Origin of the sequence: Thioalkalivibrio sp. ALR17-21, from assembly GCF_000420185.1 — a bacterium.
GTDB lineage: Bacteria > Pseudomonadota > Gammaproteobacteria > Ectothiorhodospirales > Ectothiorhodospiraceae > Thioalkalivibrio > Thioalkalivibrio halophilus.
Window position 1 is genome coordinate 1 of sequence record NZ_ATUL01000013.1, and the last position, 16462, is coordinate 16462.

Annotated in this window: 24 protein-coding genes; 9 read left to right on the forward strand and 15 right to left on the reverse strand. The window is 64.2% G+C overall.

The genetic code is table 11. The features are described from left to right. Positions 1 to 39: 39 nt before the first annotated feature. From G020_RS15265 to G020_RS0108180, 6 genes are all read right to left on the reverse strand, one after another. A complete protein-coding gene (locus G020_RS15265; RefSeq protein ID WP_156002717.1) occupies positions 40 to 1617 on the reverse strand; it encodes a hypothetical protein in 1578 nt (525 codons plus the stop codon). A gap of 29 nt (positions 1618 to 1646) precedes the next feature. Beyond that, complete coding sequence (locus tag G020_RS0108155; protein WP_024329262.1) at positions 1647 to 2141, reverse strand: PilX N-terminal domain-containing pilus assembly protein; 495 nt, start codon at positions 2139 to 2141, stop codon at positions 1647 to 1649. Between the two features lie 17 nt (positions 2142 to 2158). After that, entirely contained in the window at positions 2159 to 3217 is a 1059-nt protein-coding gene (locus tag G020_RS14945; RefSeq protein WP_081647401.1) for a PilW family protein, read from the reverse strand. Next, on the reverse strand, positions 3214 to 3714 hold the full coding sequence (gene pilV / locus G020_RS0108170; RefSeq protein WP_024329265.1) for a type IV pilus modification protein PilV: 501 nt from the start codon (positions 3712 to 3714) through the stop codon (positions 3214 to 3216). Before pilV ends, G020_RS14945 begins: the two co-directional genes overlap by 4 nt. 35 nt (positions 3715 to 3749) lie before the next feature. Next, positions 3750 to 4268, reverse strand: coding sequence for a GspH/FimT family pseudopilin (locus G020_RS0108175; RefSeq protein ID WP_024329266.1), 519 nt, complete (start codon positions 4266 to 4268; stop codon positions 3750 to 3752). A gap of 100 nt (positions 4269 to 4368) precedes the next feature. Then, positions 4369 to 4920: a GspH/FimT family pseudopilin gene (locus G020_RS0108180; protein WP_024329267.1), complete on the reverse strand. Its 552-nt coding sequence runs from the start codon at positions 4918 to 4920 to the stop codon at positions 4369 to 4371. A gap of 183 nt (positions 4921 to 5103) precedes the next feature. Between G020_RS0108180 and G020_RS0108185 the strand changes: the two genes are divergently transcribed. Continuing rightward, complete coding sequence (locus tag G020_RS0108185; RefSeq protein ID WP_024329268.1) at positions 5104 to 5970, forward strand: formylglycine-generating enzyme family protein; 867 nt, start codon at positions 5104 to 5106, stop codon at positions 5968 to 5970. Positions 5971 to 6077: 107 nt separating this feature from the next. Here G020_RS0108185 and G020_RS0108190 read toward each other — a convergent pair whose 3' ends face one another. The 4 genes from G020_RS0108190 to G020_RS0108205 all read right to left on the reverse strand — a co-directional run bounded on the left by G020_RS0108190 (position 6078) and on the right by G020_RS0108205 (position 7788). Then, positions 6078 to 6458 (reverse strand): type II toxin-antitoxin system VapC family toxin, encoded by a 381-nt coding sequence (locus G020_RS0108190; protein WP_024329269.1) that lies wholly within the window; start codon positions 6456 to 6458, stop codon positions 6078 to 6080. After that, positions 6458 to 6703 carry a type II toxin-antitoxin system Phd/YefM family antitoxin gene (locus G020_RS0108195; RefSeq protein ID WP_024329270.1) on the reverse strand — a complete coding sequence of 82 codons (246 nt, stop codon included), beginning with the start codon at positions 6701 to 6703 and terminating at the stop codon, positions 6458 to 6460. The genes G020_RS0108190 and G020_RS0108195 overlap by 1 nt, the downstream gene beginning before the upstream one ends. Positions 6704 to 6817: 114 nt before the next feature. Beyond that, positions 6818 to 7360 carry a protein disulfide oxidoreductase gene (locus G020_RS0108200; protein WP_018946717.1) on the reverse strand — a complete coding sequence of 181 codons (543 nt, stop codon included), beginning with the start codon at positions 7358 to 7360 and terminating at the stop codon, positions 6818 to 6820. Then, positions 7357 to 7788 carry a hypothetical protein gene (locus G020_RS0108205; RefSeq protein ID WP_024329271.1) on the reverse strand — a complete coding sequence of 144 codons (432 nt, stop codon included), beginning with the start codon at positions 7786 to 7788 and terminating at the stop codon, positions 7357 to 7359. Before G020_RS0108205 ends, G020_RS0108200 begins: the two co-directional genes overlap by 4 nt. 71 nt (positions 7789 to 7859) lie before the next feature. On the opposite strand from G020_RS0108205, the gene nadA reads away from it, so the two are divergent. From nadA to G020_RS0108220, 3 genes are read left to right on the forward strand one after another with little or no spacing between them, the layout of a single operon-like run. Next, a complete protein-coding gene (gene nadA, locus G020_RS0108210; RefSeq protein WP_024329272.1) occupies positions 7860 to 8942 on the forward strand; it encodes a quinolinate synthase NadA in 1083 nt (360 codons plus the stop codon). A 14-nt stretch (positions 8943 to 8956) separates the two neighbouring features. Continuing rightward, positions 8957 to 9307, forward strand: a complete 351-nt coding sequence (locus tag G020_RS0108215) for a nucleotidyltransferase family protein (RefSeq protein WP_024329273.1) — start codon at positions 8957 to 8959, stop codon at positions 9305 to 9307. Next, positions 9300 to 9656: a DUF86 domain-containing protein gene (locus G020_RS0108220; RefSeq protein WP_024329274.1), complete on the forward strand. Its 357-nt coding sequence runs from the start codon at positions 9300 to 9302 to the stop codon at positions 9654 to 9656. Before G020_RS0108215 ends, G020_RS0108220 begins: the two co-directional genes overlap by 8 nt. Here the strand turns inward: G020_RS0108220 and G020_RS0108225 are convergent. Next, the gene (locus G020_RS0108225; RefSeq protein ID WP_024329275.1) at positions 9643 to 9849 is read right to left on the reverse strand and encodes a hypothetical protein; all 207 of its coding nucleotides are present in this window, start codon (positions 9847 to 9849) and stop codon (positions 9643 to 9645) included. The two genes, G020_RS0108220 and G020_RS0108225, sit on opposite strands and share 14 nt — an antisense overlap. A gap of 85 nt (positions 9850 to 9934) precedes the next feature. Between G020_RS0108225 and G020_RS0108230 the strand changes: the two genes are divergently transcribed. The 3 genes from G020_RS0108230 (at position 9935) to G020_RS0108240 (ending at position 11109) form a co-directional block, all read left to right on the forward strand. Continuing rightward, the gene (locus tag G020_RS0108230) at positions 9935 to 10318 is read left to right on the forward strand and encodes a hypothetical protein (RefSeq protein ID WP_024329276.1); all 384 of its coding nucleotides are present in this window, start codon (positions 9935 to 9937) and stop codon (positions 10316 to 10318) included. A gap of 142 nt (positions 10319 to 10460) precedes the next feature. Then, positions 10461 to 10772: a nucleotidyltransferase family protein gene (locus G020_RS0108235; RefSeq protein ID WP_024329277.1), complete on the forward strand. Its 312-nt coding sequence runs from the start codon at positions 10461 to 10463 to the stop codon at positions 10770 to 10772. Further along, positions 10762 to 11109, forward strand: coding sequence for a DUF86 domain-containing protein (locus G020_RS0108240; protein ID WP_024329278.1), 348 nt, complete (start codon positions 10762 to 10764; stop codon positions 11107 to 11109). The genes G020_RS0108235 and G020_RS0108240 overlap by 11 nt, the downstream gene beginning before the upstream one ends. Positions 11110 to 11156: 47 nt before the next feature. Here the strand turns inward: G020_RS0108240 and G020_RS0108245 are convergent, their stop codons facing one another. Both G020_RS0108245 and typA read right to left on the reverse strand, forming a co-directional pair. Continuing rightward, positions 11157 to 11366 carry a hypothetical protein gene (locus G020_RS0108245; protein ID WP_024329279.1) on the reverse strand — a complete coding sequence of 70 codons (210 nt, stop codon included), beginning with the start codon at positions 11364 to 11366 and terminating at the stop codon, positions 11157 to 11159. Between the two features lie 84 nt (positions 11367 to 11450). After that, the gene (gene typA / locus G020_RS0108250) at positions 11451 to 13277 is read right to left on the reverse strand and encodes a translational GTPase TypA (protein ID WP_024329280.1); all 1827 of its coding nucleotides are present in this window, start codon (positions 13275 to 13277) and stop codon (positions 11451 to 11453) included. 276 nt (positions 13278 to 13553) lie between these two features. Between typA and G020_RS0108255 the strand changes: the two genes are divergently transcribed. Further along, entirely contained in the window at positions 13554 to 13784 is a 231-nt protein-coding gene (locus G020_RS0108255) for a CopG family ribbon-helix-helix protein (RefSeq protein WP_019570245.1), read from the forward strand. Next, positions 13774 to 14196, forward strand: coding sequence for a PIN domain-containing protein (locus tag G020_RS0108260; protein ID WP_024329281.1), 423 nt, complete (start codon positions 13774 to 13776; stop codon positions 14194 to 14196). The genes G020_RS0108255 and G020_RS0108260 overlap by 11 nt, the downstream gene beginning before the upstream one ends. 9 nt (positions 14197 to 14205) lie before the next feature. On the opposite strand, the gene G020_RS0108265 is transcribed toward G020_RS0108260, so the two are convergent. Next, entirely contained in the window at positions 14206 to 14475 is a 270-nt protein-coding gene (locus tag G020_RS0108265; RefSeq protein WP_024329282.1) for a YcgL domain-containing protein, read from the reverse strand. A 1-nt stretch (position 14476) separates the two neighbouring features. Continuing rightward, on the reverse strand, positions 14477 to 16381 hold the full coding sequence (gene speA, locus G020_RS0108270; RefSeq protein WP_019591523.1) for a biosynthetic arginine decarboxylase: 1905 nt from the start codon (positions 16379 to 16381) through the stop codon (positions 14477 to 14479). Between the last annotated feature and the right edge of the window lie 81 nt (positions 16382 to 16462).

The window sequence follows — 16462 nt, forward strand, 5'->3', positions numbered from 1 at the left end:
CTCGGCTACCGGGCTCCGATCGAGGTCCTGGAGCAATCCTTATCGCGGCGACGCGCCGCATGACGTGGCGTTGCACTTATTGGTTGAATTCAGGGCAGAGAAAAAGTCGCCGCGCGAGTTGACTGCAGCATGCAGCATGTCATCAATCTTAGCCGAATCCGAGGAATGGGGATCGGGCCAGTCGATCTCTTCCCCGGTCGCGATCGCTGCAAACGCCTCTTGCGGATCGACTTCTCCCTCCACGCCCAACCCCACGGTATAAGTCACCATATGCTGCCAGAATGCCGGGTTGCGTGCGTCAGTCGGAACCGCATTTTCCAAATCATCGCGCAGGTCGTTCTTCCAGTACTCCATCGCAACGTCTGCAAGCGTATTTGAATGGCCATCCCTGAAGGGGGCAGATGGTATATACTGGTAAGTCTCTTGACCGTCACTCCTCTGGTGCTCCGTCCCTTGGGCATCATCGACATTACCAACACGAGGGCTCGGACCATTCCAATATCCGTCCGACATCAAAATGGTGTAACTCTGGCGGCACTCCAGATGCGCTCCTCTAGGGTCTCCCCTCTCACCTGGAGTTTCGCTCCATGGACCACGATCATCATCCCGGCCGAAATAGGTACCAGCGGCCTGCAAAGCGGTCCTGAGCGGCGTCCCTGCAGCAGGGACATCCTGCTCATAAAGTTCCTCGAAAAAATCTTCTCTGTCAGACCCTGCGAACGGCCGGACCCCCGATATTACGCCTCTATTTATACTTCCATAACCCACCCGGAACTCTTCACCCTGATCTGCGAACGCAGCGCCGATTCCGGCCCGAGATGCAAAGATCCGGTTCCGATGATACGAATACCAGTTCGCAAAATTCTGGATCTCCTGCTCGTACGTGCATACTCCACCGTCGCAATCGACCCGGCTTTCCCTTCCATGGCCTGAATAGGCATCATTTCCGCTGTGTATCTGAACAAACTCGTAACTTGATCGATCGTCTTCCGGGCCGCCTGTGTAATAGTAGTACGCTGCAGGCCAAAAATTTTTAAACCCTGATGAGTGTCCACCGTCATCATTCAGCCAGCGTGCCCACTGCCGATTCGAGCTCGTAAGATCACGCTCACCATAATCAGAAAAAAGCGGGCGATTGGGTGCACTGGCCGGATCTGCATCCGGCATCCGGGAACCGTCAGGGAGGGACCAGGGCTCATACGTCACCGAGGGGTCGTAATAAACGGTATTGAAGTCGGAAGACCGGTACATCGCTGCCATATCAGTGTCCGAAAAGCGCACCGTTCGACGATTCGAATACTGAGGGGAGCCGCCGTGAAGGTTTGCGACACGGGGAAAGGTCCACATCACATAGTCGGTGTTAAGCCCGGATCCGAACCGGGTGGTTAGCTCGTCCGGCATGGTCTCCCACTGCATGGAACCCGAGTCGTCAATCAGGAACAGGATGTTCGGGTCCACCGGGCTGGTGAGGAAAAGAGGGACCTGGGCGGGAGTCTGCGCCTGCGCCGGCCCCGCAATGCCTACAAATGCGGTTGCCAGGGCCAGCGTCAGGGCACTCTTGCGAAAGGTTCGCCGGGCACCAGGAGTCCGTTCCATCCCTGCTTCTCTGGTTTTCATCGCAGTCACCTCTTTTCCCTTTCTATCGTTCAATTCGTCACGCGAATGACGGCCTGGAGCACAACCCGAGTCTGATCCGTCCCTCCAACGCCCACGGATGTAATGCGATACGCGCTGACGGACTCCGTAGCCCCGAATTCTTCATCACAGACCTGCCCGGGCGGGCAGGAGTCCTCACCGACCAGGGACAGAAGTTCCACATGCGTGGCATGCGCCTCGGTATCACCGGGATCCAGTAGATCGAGCCACTCCTCCGCATCGAGCGGTGAGAAGCTGATCGAGCCGTCCGGAGACCCCGGGACCTGGTTCCGCGCTGCCGCACGCAAACCAGCTTCGGCCTCCTGAAAGGCAAGGTTGCGATCATGCATGTTGCCGGCCATTCGTTCCTGGAGGACGGTGTTCTGCATGCCGGCGACTGCCAGCAGGGTGATCACGATCAGCAGGATGAGGCCAACAATAAGGGCCGCGCCTTGCTGGCGTCCGCGGCCGGGACTCAACGGAGGGTGTCTTGTCTGATTTCGCATGGAGCAGCCCCTCGTGCTCATTCAAGAAGATTCCGGGCACCGATGGTGGTGCTGAAGGTCTGGTAAAGACGACGATCCGGCGCATTGAAAAGGTTACCGGAAGACGTCGGAAAGTAATGATTTTGTCGAGGCTGATCTACGACGTTGTCCTCGTCGCCGTTGTAGACCAGAAGATGTACGCGAACAGCTGCAGCATTGCTCCAGTCCGTAGCGCTCATATCACTGGCCCATCGATACGTCGAAACAACCAGATCCGAGGGGTCATTTTTGAGGCCATACTCTACGCTCATGTCATAAACACCACTTACGATTTCCTCGACTTCGTGTGAAGGATTACCATAACCACCTGAGGTAGTCGTACGGCGGTAGAGACTGGATGTGGATCCATCCGATGAGGTGCCCACATAGTAGGTCCGGCTGGACAGGGAGAGCAGATCAATCGGCCCCTGGAAATCGGTGTAGTCAACCTGACCGGCCGGGCCAATATTTCCGGGATCGACGTTCTGTCCAGGGCCCCGGTTAATCACGCCCTGTTGTGCTGGGACATTCTGAAATTGCTCACATACCCCGGTCGCGGGGTCCACAATGAGAAGAATCTGCCCTTGTTTAACCTGTTTGGGATCGCCCTCGTCGAGCTGGAAGGCTGGCTGAGTGCCCCCGGCGGCCTCAAATGGGCCACCGCCAACCGTATTCATCGAGGAAACCGTAAGGATATCCCCTCGAAGGTGTCCGGGCGGAACATCGCCATCAATAAATCCGTCGCCAGGCTCATGGAGCTCTGGGTCGTAATCCGAGCTCGCAGTATCCAGGAGGTTATTGACCGATCCGGGGCACCCGCCGTATCCGGCCTGACGCACATCCCGAGCAAGTATATCCAGGGCAAATCTCCCGGTTTCCTGCACACTGGACATCGCCTCCTGGGTGCGATTGGTCTGCTGAGTCCCGATGAACACGTGAATAATCCCAGCAGTCAGCAGCAGGCCGAGCAACAGGGCAATCATCAACTCCACGAGGGTAAGCCCGCGCGGCGGCAGAACGGCAGCCACTGACGCGGGTTGCCACTTAGCGCCACTCATATTTCGGTCTCCGTGGTAAAGACTTCGGTATATCCATCTGCAGGCGGGTCGTCATCATCGTCGATGCGGTCTTCCTGCCAGCGTACGGTGATAGTGAACGTATCGCCACTTCGGGAAACACTGGCCTGACCGGCGGGGAGGGTACAGGCGATCGCGTTTTTCCATTGAGCAAGGTCCTGGTCAGCGAGATCGCCGGTCGGGCTCAGGTTAGTATTGCAGACACCACCCGTCCCCTCATCATCTGTGAAGGCGGTATCGTAATCACCCGACAGAGCGGCCTGGCGGTTAGTCCGCATGCGGTCGGCAATGTCATAGGCAAGGTTGGTGGCCTGGGAACGCATGTAGGAGCCCTGGTTGGACTGCAGGGCGTTGGCCTGCAGGGCCGCAAGGCCGATCAGGCCGATCGACAGAACGAGAACGGCGACGAGAACCTCGACGAGGGTTACGCCCCGGGACTTTCGGCGCGCCGGACATTGCTGGAATCGCGATTGGGTCATTGCGGTTGTGCCTTGCATTCTTCGGTCCTCGCGGATCAGGGGCAATCGGAGCGGACAATGCCGACCTTGCCGCCAGGTCCGATGTTCAGATCGCGGGCGCGCTCGCCGGTACATCCCTCGGCGTGGATGAAGAACATGGGCCGGGAAGCGTCATCACGGCCGGGGCTTTCGCGCCCACCCAGCGGCCCGAAGGTGACATGGTGCTCTCCGTCGTCGATATTGTGGCTGATGACGACACGCTCGGAGCCAACCTCCCAGCGGCGCAGGGGATCGTCCATCGCGGAAGCGGTACAGGCATCGCCCAGGATCACCCGCCAGCCATTTTCGTCCCAGGAATCTCCCGCCACCGGGCAGACGGAGACTTCGACCCCGCGAGTGACCGCTTCGCTGCGAGCGAAATTAAACGCTGTACTGAGTTGGTTCGCGGCCGTCGTGGCCCGGTTGTTCTGGACCAGACTCTGGAAGCCGGGAACGGCGACCGTGAGCAGGATGGCCGCCACCGCGATGGTGACCATCAGCTCGATCAGGGTGAAGCCGGTAGCGTTACGAGACATGCCGCGGGTCCTTGTGGAATCGGTCGATTTCACTATGAGCGCAAGCCATGTGACGAGCAAGGGTTTCAGTGCCGAACGGTCGGCAAAGGCTACCGAATGGTTATGGATCGAACGGGCAGCCCTGATGGGCGACGCGAGGGCGACCGGCGCGGTTGATGACGACGGCCCGGCCTGCCGCTTCGTTGCAAATTCTCAGCGTACCCATCTGGAGCGCGCCGGAGAGGCGCCGGGTGGCCCCGAGCGCTCCGTAGGTGACGCGATGCCGCACCGGGAGATTGCCACGGATTTCCAGGCCCCCGCCGGGGTTCCCCTGCCGCCGGCGAAGGATGTCGTTCGCGCTGGCAGGCTGGGTTGCGAGACCGGGGTTGTGAAAAACCAGCCACCCGGACTCCCAACGGCCATCGCCGGAACAGTGAACGCCGTTGGCACTGGCACAGAGAGTAACCGGCGCAGCGGTCCGCACGGCCTCGCTGCGTGCATGATGGAGAGCGGTGACCAGTTCGTTGGTGGTGGCGATCAGCCGGAACCGGTCCACGAGTTGCGCAAACGACGGGATGCCCACGGTCACCAGCAGGACGAAGACCAGCAGGGCCACGAGCAGTTCGATGAGCGTGAGCCCGCGGGTCCGCGGGCGGTATGCGGTCGGGGTCACGTCGGCTCCTCCCTGAGTCCGGACATGGTTGCGGGCGTTTGGCTCGCCCAGGGTGGCAAGCTAGCGCGCGGGCGCCGTTGCTGCAAGGGCATTGTGGCGAGGCGCGGGCCCGGCGGGTTCGCGGGAACCCGGCACCCGGGCGCTGCCTTATGGGGTAGAGCCATGGAGTCACCCGGAGGGATGATGGCGAAGAACGTTCAGCAGATGGATCAGGCGCAGTTGCTGGAGCTGCAGCAGCAGGCCGCGCGGGAGGCTCGCCGGGACGCGGTTTTCCGCGACGAGGCCCGGTCGGGCGTGCCCACGCCGGAGCTGGTGGTGATCCCGCCGGGGGAGCTGGAAATCGGTTCCGATGCGCGGGAGTTCGGGCGCCAGGAGCACGAGGGCCCGCGGCGGCTGGTGACGCTGGAGCGGCCGTTCGCGCTGGGGCGTTTTACGGTCACGCTGGAGGAGTGGCTGGCCTTCGAGGAGGCCACCGGCCACGAGCGCTGGGACTGGCTGGTGCGGCCGAAGACGCCGCGCACGCCGATGTTCAACATCAAGCCGGCGGGGGTGCGCAAGTATCTGGAGTGGCTGAGCGAGGAGACCGGGCAGCGTTACCGCCTGCCGACCGAGGCCGAGTGGGAGCATGCCTGCCGCGCGGGGACGACCACGCCGTTCGCGTTCGGCGAGGTGGTGGGCTGCCGCGACGTGCATTTCAATTCGCTGTTCCCGTACGAGGAGCGACGCCAGCGGCGCAAGTGGTATATCCCGGCGTGCTTTCCGCTGAACCGGCCGCTGGATGTGGGCAGCTTTCAGCCGAACCTGTGGGGGCTGTACGACATGCACGGGAACGTGCAGGAGTTCACCGCGACGCCCTGGCACGACAACCACGCCAGCCTGCCGCGCGACGGGGTTTACGGGCCGGAGCCGGACAACGAGTGGCTGGTGACCAAGGGCGGCTCGTGGTTCGACCCGGCCGTGCTCACGCGCAGCGCCGCGCGCCGGCGCCGCAACGTGGACGAGATGGACACCAACCTGGGCTTTCGCGTGCTGCGGGAGCTGGAGGGCTAGCCCCGCGGCTTGTACGAAGCGCCGCATCGCGCAGGGGGCTGCGCCCCCACAAGGCGCCCCCGGGCCGCGGGGCCCGTCCTCTGGCCGAAGACGGCATGAGTGAGACCTTATTCCGGTCGGAACAGGTGGATTTCGAGGCCTTCGATGTGGCGGTAGTGGCGATCGTTGGCCGTGACCAGGGGCTGGCCAAGCTGGGTGGCCGTTGCGGCAACCAGGGCATCGGCCATTTGCATGTTGTGGCTGAGCGCATACGTCTCGACCAGGAAGGTGGCACGAGTCGAAATCGCTTCGCTGACGGGTTGAATTGTGGCATCCCAGTAGCTCATGGCCTGCCGAAGCATCCGGAATTCGGCCTGGTTCCGCAGGCCCTGAACCAGCTCCATGTAGGTAACGGCAGACACCGTGAACCCGGGCGAACTGTCGAGCCAGTCCCCCGCTTTCCGGTTCCCGCGCAGGTTCCAGATCAGGACATCCGTGTCCACCAGCATCAGTCGAACGCCCTCGGTTGGCGCATCCGCCGAACCTGGTCGTCTACCGATCCGGTCCGGTCACTCCAGAGTCCGAACAACGGATTGCGAGTCCTCTCTTCTCGCCCGTTTTCCTCGCGGAGGGTGAAGGGCACAAGACGGGCCCGCTTGCGGCCATGATAGGTGATCACGATCTCCTCTCCACGATCGATCGCGGCGAGGAGTTCGCGGCTGTGGAGCCGCATGTCTTTGGTGGTGGCTTCCATCTTTGCCTCCAAGGGTTACACTTTTTAGTGTAACCCTTGGTCCTGTACTGCCCAAATCCCATTGCCCGCGCCCCATGAGCTGCGATTGGAGCAGGTCGTCCGGGTGCTGCACCCTCAGAGCCAGCGGGCGAGCCAGAGTCGGAAGCGCAGTTCCAGCGGCGGGGCGTAGCCCTGTTTGCGGAAGACGACGTCGCCGTCGGTGTTGATGATGAAGCTGGCGGGGACGCCCTGGACACCGTAGCGGGCGGCGAGCTGGCCCTGCGGGTCGTTGATGGTGGCCAGTTCGCGCTCGTTCTCGTTCAGGTGGTCGATGACCTCCTGCGGCTCGCCGGACTGCATGGCGACGGTCAGCACCGGATGGCTGTCCGACAGCCGCACGATCTCGCCTTCCTCCAGCCGGCAGATGGGACACCACGTGGCCCAGAAATGCAGCAGCACGGGTTCGTCGCCCACGTAGTCCGCCAGGGCCACGGGCGAGCCGTCGAGCAGTTCGGCCTCGAACTCGGGGGCCGGGCCTTCCACCATGTCGCGGGCCATCCAGGCGCGCACCAGCAGGAAGATGGCCAGCGCGATGGCGATCTGGATGCCCCAGCCGAGCGCACGGCGGCGCGCGGTGGGTTTCGGGCGTTCGGGTTTTTCGGGCTGGGTATCGGTCAACGGATCATCTCGGCCTGGCCGGGTCGGGCGCGGGTGCCGCGCTGTTTGGGGCCCTTGCGCACGGCAATGCGTACCAGTTCGTCCTCGTCGTCCATCAGTTGTTCCCGCTGGTCTTCGCTCAGCAGCGGGTTGCGGGCCACGAAGTAGCGCAGGTTGGGGTCGCGGTCGTTCACGCAGGCGGCCACCTGCTCCGGGGTGAGGTCGGGCCGCTTGGCGCAGTTCAGGCGCACGGTCTGGTTGGGATCCGCCAGCAGCAGCGCGACTTCGTCGGGCTGCAGATCGAGGCGGCGGGAGAAATACGCCTTGACCTGGGCATGCTGGTCGCGCACGAGAAACGGGCGCCAGCACGGGTCGAGGTCGGCGGCCAGCGCCATTTCCATGCGCTGGTCGAAAGAGAGTTGTCGATACTGTTGCTCAAGCTCGGTCATGGCAGGGCCGAACGACACCGGAAAGGGGGCTGTCGTATTATAAGCAGACTGTAATGACGGCGAGGATTCCCATGACCGCACCGGTGGCCGAAAAACCGCTGTTCCACGTGCCGTCCACGGCGCACGTGACCGCCGGGCTGCACCACCTCGGCGAGGCCGAGCGCGCGGAGCTGGTGGAACGCATCAAGCGCCTGCTGCGCGAGCGCGACGCGGTGCTGGTGGCGCATTATTACGTGGACGAATCGCTGCAGCGCCTGGCGGACGAGACCGGCGGCTGCGTGGCGGATTCGCTGGAGATGGCGCGCTTCGGCAAGGACCATCCGGCCAGCACGCTGGTGGTGGCCGGGGTGCGTTTCATGGGCGAGACGGCCAAGATCCTCAGCCCGGAAAAACGCGTGCTGATGCCCACGCTGGAGGCCGAGTGCTCGCTGGACCTGGGCTGCCCGGCCGACGAGTTCGCGAAATTCCGCGCGCAGCACCCGGACCACACCGTCGTGGTGTACTCGAACACGTCGGTGGACGTGAAGGCGCAGGCCGACTACGTGGTCACCTCCAGTATTGCCGTACCGCTGGTGGAACACCTGCGCGACCAGGGGAAGAAGATCCTGTGGGCGCCCGACAAGCACCTGGGCGACTACATCCGCCGCACCACCGGCGCCGACATGGTGCTGTGGGACGGCTCCTGCGTGGTGCACGACGAGTTCCGCTCATGGGCGCTGGAAGACCTGCGCAGCCGTCATCCGGACGCCGCCGTGCTGGTGCACCCGGAATCGCCGCGCGAGGTGATCCATCAGGCCGACGTGGTGGGCTCCACCAGCCAGCTGATCGCCGCGGTGAAGGACCGCGACGAGCCGGAATTCATCGTGGCGACCGACAAGGGCATCTTCTACAAGATGCGCGAGGCGGCCCCGGACAAGACCCTGATCGAGGCCCCCACCGGCGGCGAGAGCGCGACCTGCACCAGCTGTGCCCACTGCCCGTGGATGGCGATGAACGATCTGGTCTCGCTGGCCAATACGCTGGAAGACACCGCCGAACCGGCCACCAACGAGATTTTCATCGACGAGGACGCCCGTCTGAAGGCCCTGACCGCGACGCAGCGCATGCTCGACTTCGCCGCCGAGCACCGCAAGGCCACCGCCGGCGACGCCTGAACACGGGGAGCGGGATGATGCCGCCTCATGCGACCGGTACAACGCTTGCGGGACAGCCCCCCGCATCATCGCCGCTCGAACGTCACCGTGTCCTGGCGACACTCCGGGCGCATCGCGCCATACTGATCCGCGAGTTTGGCGTACGAGAGCTCGCGCTGTTTGGCTCGCTCGCCCGAAACGAAGCCGCCCATGAAAGCGACATCGACATCCTCGTCGATTTCGCCGACCCAGCCTCAGCACAACAGTATTTCGGGCTGCAGTTCTACCTCGAGGACCTGCTCGGACGCCCTGTAGACCTGGTAACCGAACGAGCCCTGCGCCCCGAACTACGGCCGTATGTGGAACGCGAGGCCATTCATGTCTGAATCGTCACCCTCTCGGGCATGGCATTTCTATCTCGATGACATGTTGCGCTTCGCCCGCAAGGCGCTCGCCTACACCGAAGGCATGGATCACGACGCTTTCGTGCACAACGACCTGGTTTTTGATGCAGTGCTTCGCAACCTGGAGCTGATCGGAGAGGCTGCGACTCACATCCCGGAAGACATCCGCCAGGCACACCCAGAGATTCCGTGGCGCATGATCGTGGCCACGCGAAACCGCCTTATTCACGCATATCTCGGAATCGACAGCGACACCATCTGGGACCTGGTGCAGACCCATTTGCCCGAACTGGTGATACAGCTTGAGCAATTCCCCGTCAGCGATCGTTGAGCCAGGCGGCCCACTGGGAGTGGGTGGAGGCGTCCACGCCGTCGGCTTTCGCTGCCTGCTGCAGGTGGGCCTGCAGGTCTTCCATCAGTTGCGAGTCCATCAGCTCCGGCTGCAGGGTCAGCTGGGCGTGCAGCGTGGTGTACACCAGCTTCAGCTCGCCCAGGGCATACTGCGACCAGTCGAATTCGGCCATCAGAGGTTCTCCGCGATGAATGATGATCCCGGCATCCTGCGGCCCCGCGCGGGCCGTCGCCAAATGAACCTGCAGGGGCGCGGAGATGTTTAAGCGCCGCGCGCGTCTGCTGGTGGCCGCCGCCGGGAACGACGGCCGCGCCGCTCGCGTAACCGAGCTGGCCGCGCAGGACGGGGACGTAGCCGAATGGCTGGAGGTTCGCCCGCGCCCGGCCATGGGCGAACTCGCGCGCGAGGACCTGGAGTGGGCGGACCTGCTGGTGGCCGTAGACAGCAGGGCCGCGAAGGACATGCCGGCCGGTCGCCCGCCCGGCTGCCGCCCGAAGTACTGGCAACTCCCGCCGGCCAGCGTGCTGCACGACGACCCGGCCACGTTCGACGAAGCCACCCACTCGGCACTCGCCTGCATGGCCGGCGGCATGCGCATGCTCGCCCGCATGGACGCCGAAGACCCGGCCGAACCGCAGTAACACCTCAACATGGCGTGAGGCCCCAGCCGGTCTGGCCGTGGGGAGTGCCGCACTGCGGCAGCATATGCGTTCGGGCGGGCAACGCCTTGTGGCTGCGCCCCGGGCGTGACTGTCGTATCGTAGGAGGAAAGGAGGCTCGGGCATGCATCCATTGATCCAGCAACATCGTAAAGCGCTCGAATCGGTATGCCGCGACTTCGGTGTATCGCGGCTGGACGTTTTCGGGTCTGCAGCCCGTGGGGATGATTTCGACCCTCAATGTTCGGACGTGGACTTCCTGGTGGAATTCAGTCCGGACCAGACCGAATGCTCTCTGGAGCAATTCCTCGCCCTGCGCAGCGAGTTGAGCAACATTCTTGGGCGGCCCGTGGACCTGGTGATGCCGGAAAGCGTGACCAATCCGTACGTCCTCGCGGATATTGAAGAATCTCGGGAAGCGGTCCATGCGGCGTGATCCGCGGGCTTACCTGTGGGATGCGCGTGAAGCCGCCCGACGCGTGGCCGAGTTCGTGAAGGACGCAAACGAAGAGGATTACGTTGCCAGCGATCTGATGCGTTCCGCCGTTGAGCGGCAGCTGGAGATTCTGGGCGAGGCGCTGGGCCAGCTGGAAAAAGCGAATCCCGAAGTGGCTCGACAGATCCCGCAATTGAGGGCCGCCGTGGATCTGCGAAACCTGCTGATCCACGGTTATGCGAAGATCGACGACCGTATTATCTGGAATACCGTCACCACCGACGTCCCGGTCATGGCCCGGGAACTGGACAGCATACTGCGGCAACTGGACGGATGAGACGTCCAATGGCGGCCGTCAGGTTCAACGGACGACATCGCCAAAATTCAAGTCCACACGTCATCCTCGGCGGGCTCACGCCATTCATGGATCGTACTGGCGGAGTGCTCGGAGAAAGCCTGTACGTCGGCATCCTTCGCGCCACCGTCGTCGACCAGCACGACCACCCGGGCATGCGTATTGTTCAGACGCGCATACTCATCCGGAATCCTGACGACCCCATCCCGAATATCAGCCTCGAACTCAATCGCATACATCCCGCACCTCCGTGCCAATATCGCGTACACGTCAAGGATCAGGGTAGCACTCCGCCCCGGCGGGCGCCGGGGCGGAGACGGGCGTCAGGCGTTGGCGGCGGCGCGCGAGGCCTTCTTGCGCTCGTGTTCCAGCAGGAGCTTCTTGCGGATGCGGATGGCGCTCGGGGTCACCTCGACGAGTTCGTCGTCATCGATGAACTCGATCGCCTGCTCCAGCGTCATGCGCACCGGCGGGGTCAGCTGGATGTTCTCGTCGGTGCCGGCGGCGCGCACGTTGGTGAGCTGCTTAGCCTTGAGGGCGTTCACGACCAGGTCGTTCTCACGCGCGTGCAGGCCGATGACCATGCCCTCGTAGACCTCTTCGCCGGGGCCGATGAACAGCTTGCCGCGGTCCTGCAGGTTGAACAGGGCGAAGCCGATCGCCTTGCCGGGACCGTTGGCGATCAACACGCCGTTCTGGCGCGAAGCCACCGAACCGGTCGTGGACAACGGCCCGTAGTGGTCGAACACATGGTGCAGGATGCCGGTGCCCGAGGTCGCGGTCATGAACTCGGTCTGGAAGCCGATCAGCCCGCGCGAGGGGATGGTGTAGTCCAGGCGCACCCGGCCCTTGCCGTCCGGCATCATGTTGGTGAGTTCGCCGCGGCGTTCGCCCAGCTTCTCCATCACCGTGCCCTGGTGCTCTTCCTCGATATCCACGGTCACGGTCTCGTAGGGCTCCTGCTTGACCCCGTCGACCTCGCGGATGACCACCTCGGGACGCGACACGCCCAGCTCGTAGCCCTCGCGGCGCATGTTCTCGATGAGGATGCCCAGGTGCAGCTCGCCGCGGCCGGAGACGCGGAACTTGTCGGGGTCCTCGGTATCTTCCACACGCAGGGCGACGTTGTGCTTGAGCTCCTCGTCCAGGCGCTCGCGAATCACGCGGGAGGTGACGTATTTGCCCTCCTTGCCGGCCAGCGGGGAGGTGTTCACCTGGAAGGTCATGCTGACCGTGGGCTCGTCCACGGTCAGGGCCGGCAGGGCCTCGACATTGCTCGGGTCGCACAGGGTGTCGGAGATGAACAGCTTGTCCATGCCGGTGAAGGTGATGATGTCGCCGGCGTTGGCCTCGCTGACATCCACCCGGTCCAGCCCGTGGAAGCCCATGATCTGCAGCATGCGGCCGTTGCGCACGCCACCCTCGCGGTCGATCACCTTGACCTGGGTGTTCGGGGTGATGCGCCCGCGCTTCACCCGGCCTACACCGATCAGGCCCTGGTAGGAGTTGTAGTCCAGCGAGGAGACCTGCATCTGGAACGGGCCGTCGGCGTCCACGTCCGGCGGCGACACGTGCTCGACGATGGTCTCCAGCAGGCAGGTCATGTCGCCTTCGGTCACGTCCGAATCCATGCCGGCGAAGCCGTTGAGCGCCGAGGCGTAGACGATGGGGAAGTCCAGCTGCTCGTCGCTGGCGCCCAGGCGGTCGAACAGGTCGAAGACCTGATCCACGGCCCAGTCGGGGCGCGCGCCCGGGCGGTCAACCTTGTTGACCACCACGATCGGCTTGAAGCCCATCGCGAAGGCCTTCTGGGTCACGAAGCGGGTCTGCGGCATGGGGCCGTCCACCGCGTCCACCAGCAGCAGCACGGAGTCGACCATCGACAGCACGCGCTCGACCTCGCCGCCGAAGTCGGCGTGTCCGGGGGTGTCGACGATGTTGATGCGGTAGTCCTGCCACTTGATGGCGGTGTTCTTCGACAGGATGGTGATCCCGCGTTCCTGCTCCAGCGCGTTGGAATCCATGACCCGCTCGCCGTGGTCGCCACGTTCGTCGAGGGTGCCGGACTGGCGCAGGAGCTGGTCGACCAGCGTGGTCTTGCCATGGTCGACGTGGGCGATGATGGCGATGTTGCGAAGCTTCTCGGTCATGGAATACGAACTCTGGGTACTGGCAAAAGGGCCGTCACTATACAGATTTATTCGCGCCCGCGCTGCCACTCCCGCGTTTTGCACGCAGGCTCCTTCTCTCCCCGTCCACCCTTAACTCCCGGGAGAGCATCCCTGCCCCGCAGCCCCGAACCGCCGTTCCCCGTCCAAGGCCAGCCAGCCCGGCGCACCGAGCCGATCGCCGACAACACGTTGGGCTCCGTTGAAGACACGTAGATTTGGTGCTACACGTATTTGCGTGACCAAGGAGGCTTCAGCATGAAGCAGAACATCACCCTGTCTCTCGACAAGCAGGTATTGACCGAACTGAAGGTTATCGCCGCTCGTCGTTCGACTTCGGTCAGCCGGCTGCTGACCGAGGAACTGGAACACATCGTGGAACGGTCCGACCGTTATGAGCGCTCCAGGCGCGAGGCCCTGGCCGCTCTCGACAGGGGGTACCGCTTCGGTGGCGGTCGCCCGGATCGGGACGCCCTGCATGAGCGATAAGGTCTTCGTCGATACCAACATCCTGCTCTACGCGCATGACCTGGATGCGGGCGATCGACACCAGCGCGCCGAGCAAGTCGTTCGTCAGCTCTGGGATACGGGCGGGGCGATCATCAGCATCCAGGTGCTGCAGGAGTTCTACGTCAACGTGACCCGCAAGGTCGCGGATCCTCTCCCGCCAGCGGAGGCACGCCGCCTGATCGAGGCCTACCGAGCCTGGCAGGTGGAGTGCCCGGATACAAAGGCCGTGCTGCGGGCCTCCGAAATCCAGGAGCGGAACCGCCTGTCCTTCTGGGATTCGATGATTGTGGCGACCGCTTGCCAGGGCGGTGCGACGGTCCTGCTGTCGAAAGACCTGAACCATTCCCAGATCATCGAGGGCATCCGGGTGGAAAACCCCTTCCTGCATTGAATGGTCCGATCAGCCCGGCGCCCCGCCCTGCCACGGGTCGAGCTTGTCTTCCCGCGGCGGGACCTGCAGGTGGAAGCCCTGGTCCTGCAGGTTGGCGAGGACCTTCTGCGGGTCTTCCTGCGCCAGGGTACGGTCGGGGGTCAGCTCGAACTCCAGCGCGAATTCGAGGCTGCCCAGGGCCTTCATCAGGGTATCGGGCAGATCGGAGAATTCGTCCTTCTCCGGCAGGTAGACATAGGTGTCGGCGCGCCGCGTGGCGCGATAGACGTAGCACTGCATTTCAGTCCTCCAGATAGGTGTAGCCGGTCAGGCCGTGTTCCAGTTCCGCCAGCAGCCGCCCGGCCGCCTCGCCGCGCAGGCCGGCGGCGTCGATGCGGGCGCGGAACGCGCGGCGCAGGTCGTCGGGGGCGAAATGCACGTAGGACAGCAGTTCGTCCACGGTGTCGCCGCGTTCGGGGTCGACCAGACGGTAGCCGCCGTCGGCGGTGAGCTCGACGTTCACCGTGTCGGTGTCGCCGAACAGGTTGTGCAGATCGCCCAGGATCTCCTGATAGGCCCCCACCAGGAAGATGCCCAGATAATACGGCTGCGCGGGCTCCCATTCGTGCAGGGCGAGCGTGGTGTGGGTGCCTTCGCGCTCCACGTAGTACTCCACGTGGCCGTCGGAGTCGCAGGTCAGGTCCTGCAGCACCGCCCGGCGCGTGGGCGCCTGATCCAGCCGGTGCAGCGGCATGATGGGGAAGATCTGGTCGATCGCCCAGGTGTCGGGGATGGACTGGAACACGGAGAAGTTGCAGAAGACCTTGTCCGCCAGCTTGTCGGTCAGTTCGGCATGGATCTCGGCCGGCAGGGCGTCCGGGTCCGCCAGCAGTCGCTGGCACAGGGCGAAGTACAGCGCCTCGGCGCGGGCGCGGTCGGCCAGCGACAGCATGCCGCGGGCGAACTGCGCCTGCACCTCGGCCAGATGCCAGGCGGCGTCGTGGAAGACCTCGGACGGCGGACGCGCGCTGTCCTCCAGCAGCGCCCGCAGGGTCGCGATCTCGGGCGGCTCGTCGGCGGCCGGCGGCGGCACGGGGCCGTCCCCGGGGGCCGGCTCGCAGTCGATCACGTTGGTGATCAGCACCGCGTGATGCGCGGTCAGCGCGCGGCCGGATTCGCTGAACACCTCGGGCATGGGCAGGTCGTGCTCGTGGCAGATACGGCTGAGCGGGCGCAGGATATTGAGGGCGTATTCCTCCACCGAGTAGTTGATGGAGCATTCGTTGCGCGAGCGCGAGCCCTCGTAGTCGATGCCCAGGCCGCCGCCCACGTCGACCACGCGGATACCGGCCCCGGCCTCGTGCAGCGCGGCGAAGTAACTGGCCGCCTCGCCCATGCCGTTCTGGATGTCGCGGATGTTGGCGATCTGCGACCCCATGTGGAAATGCAGCAGCTGCAGGCGATCGAGCCAGTCGAGCCCGCGCAGGCGCTCGAGGATTGCCAGCACGTCCGCCGCGGAAAGGCCGAACTTGGCCTTCTCGCCGCCGGTGTTCTGCCACTTGCCCTTGCCGATGGACGCCAGGCGCACACGCAGCCCCAGCAGCGGCGAAACGTCCATGGCTTCAGCCTGGCGGATCACCTCCTCGAGCTCGGAGGGCTTCTCGATCACGATGTACACCCGGTGGCCGAGCTGCCGCCCGATCAGGGCCAGTCGCACGTACTCGCGGTCCTTGTAGCCATTGCAGATGATGACCGAGCCCGGGCGCGACTGCGCCAGCACCGCGATCAGCTCCGGCTTGGAACCGGCCTCCAGCCCCACCTGCGGCCGGTGGCCTTCGGCATCCGCGTGATCGCCGGCGGCGAGGATGCGCTCGACCACCGAGCGCTGCTGGTTGACCTTGATCGGATAGATCGCGGTGAAGTCGCCCTGGTAATCCAGCTCCTCGGCCGCCCGCGCGAAGGCACGCGACAGGCGCCGCACGCGACCGTCGAGCACGTCCTGAAAGCGCACCAGCACCGGCGGGCCCACGTGCTCCTCGCGCAGGCGGCAGGCCAGCGCGTGCAGATCCACGCCGGGGTGTTCCGGCCAGTCCGGCCGGCGCATGCAGACATGCCCGGACGCATTGATCTCGAAGAAGTCCCCGTTCCAGTGATCGATGCCGTAGGTGGCGCGAGCCTCTTCCAGACTCCAGGGTTTGGCAGACATGGCGATTCCGGCTTTCGCAGTGGATATACCCCGTCATTGCGAGGGCGGTCTTCTGATTCTGTCATCCGGAGCGGCCTTCTG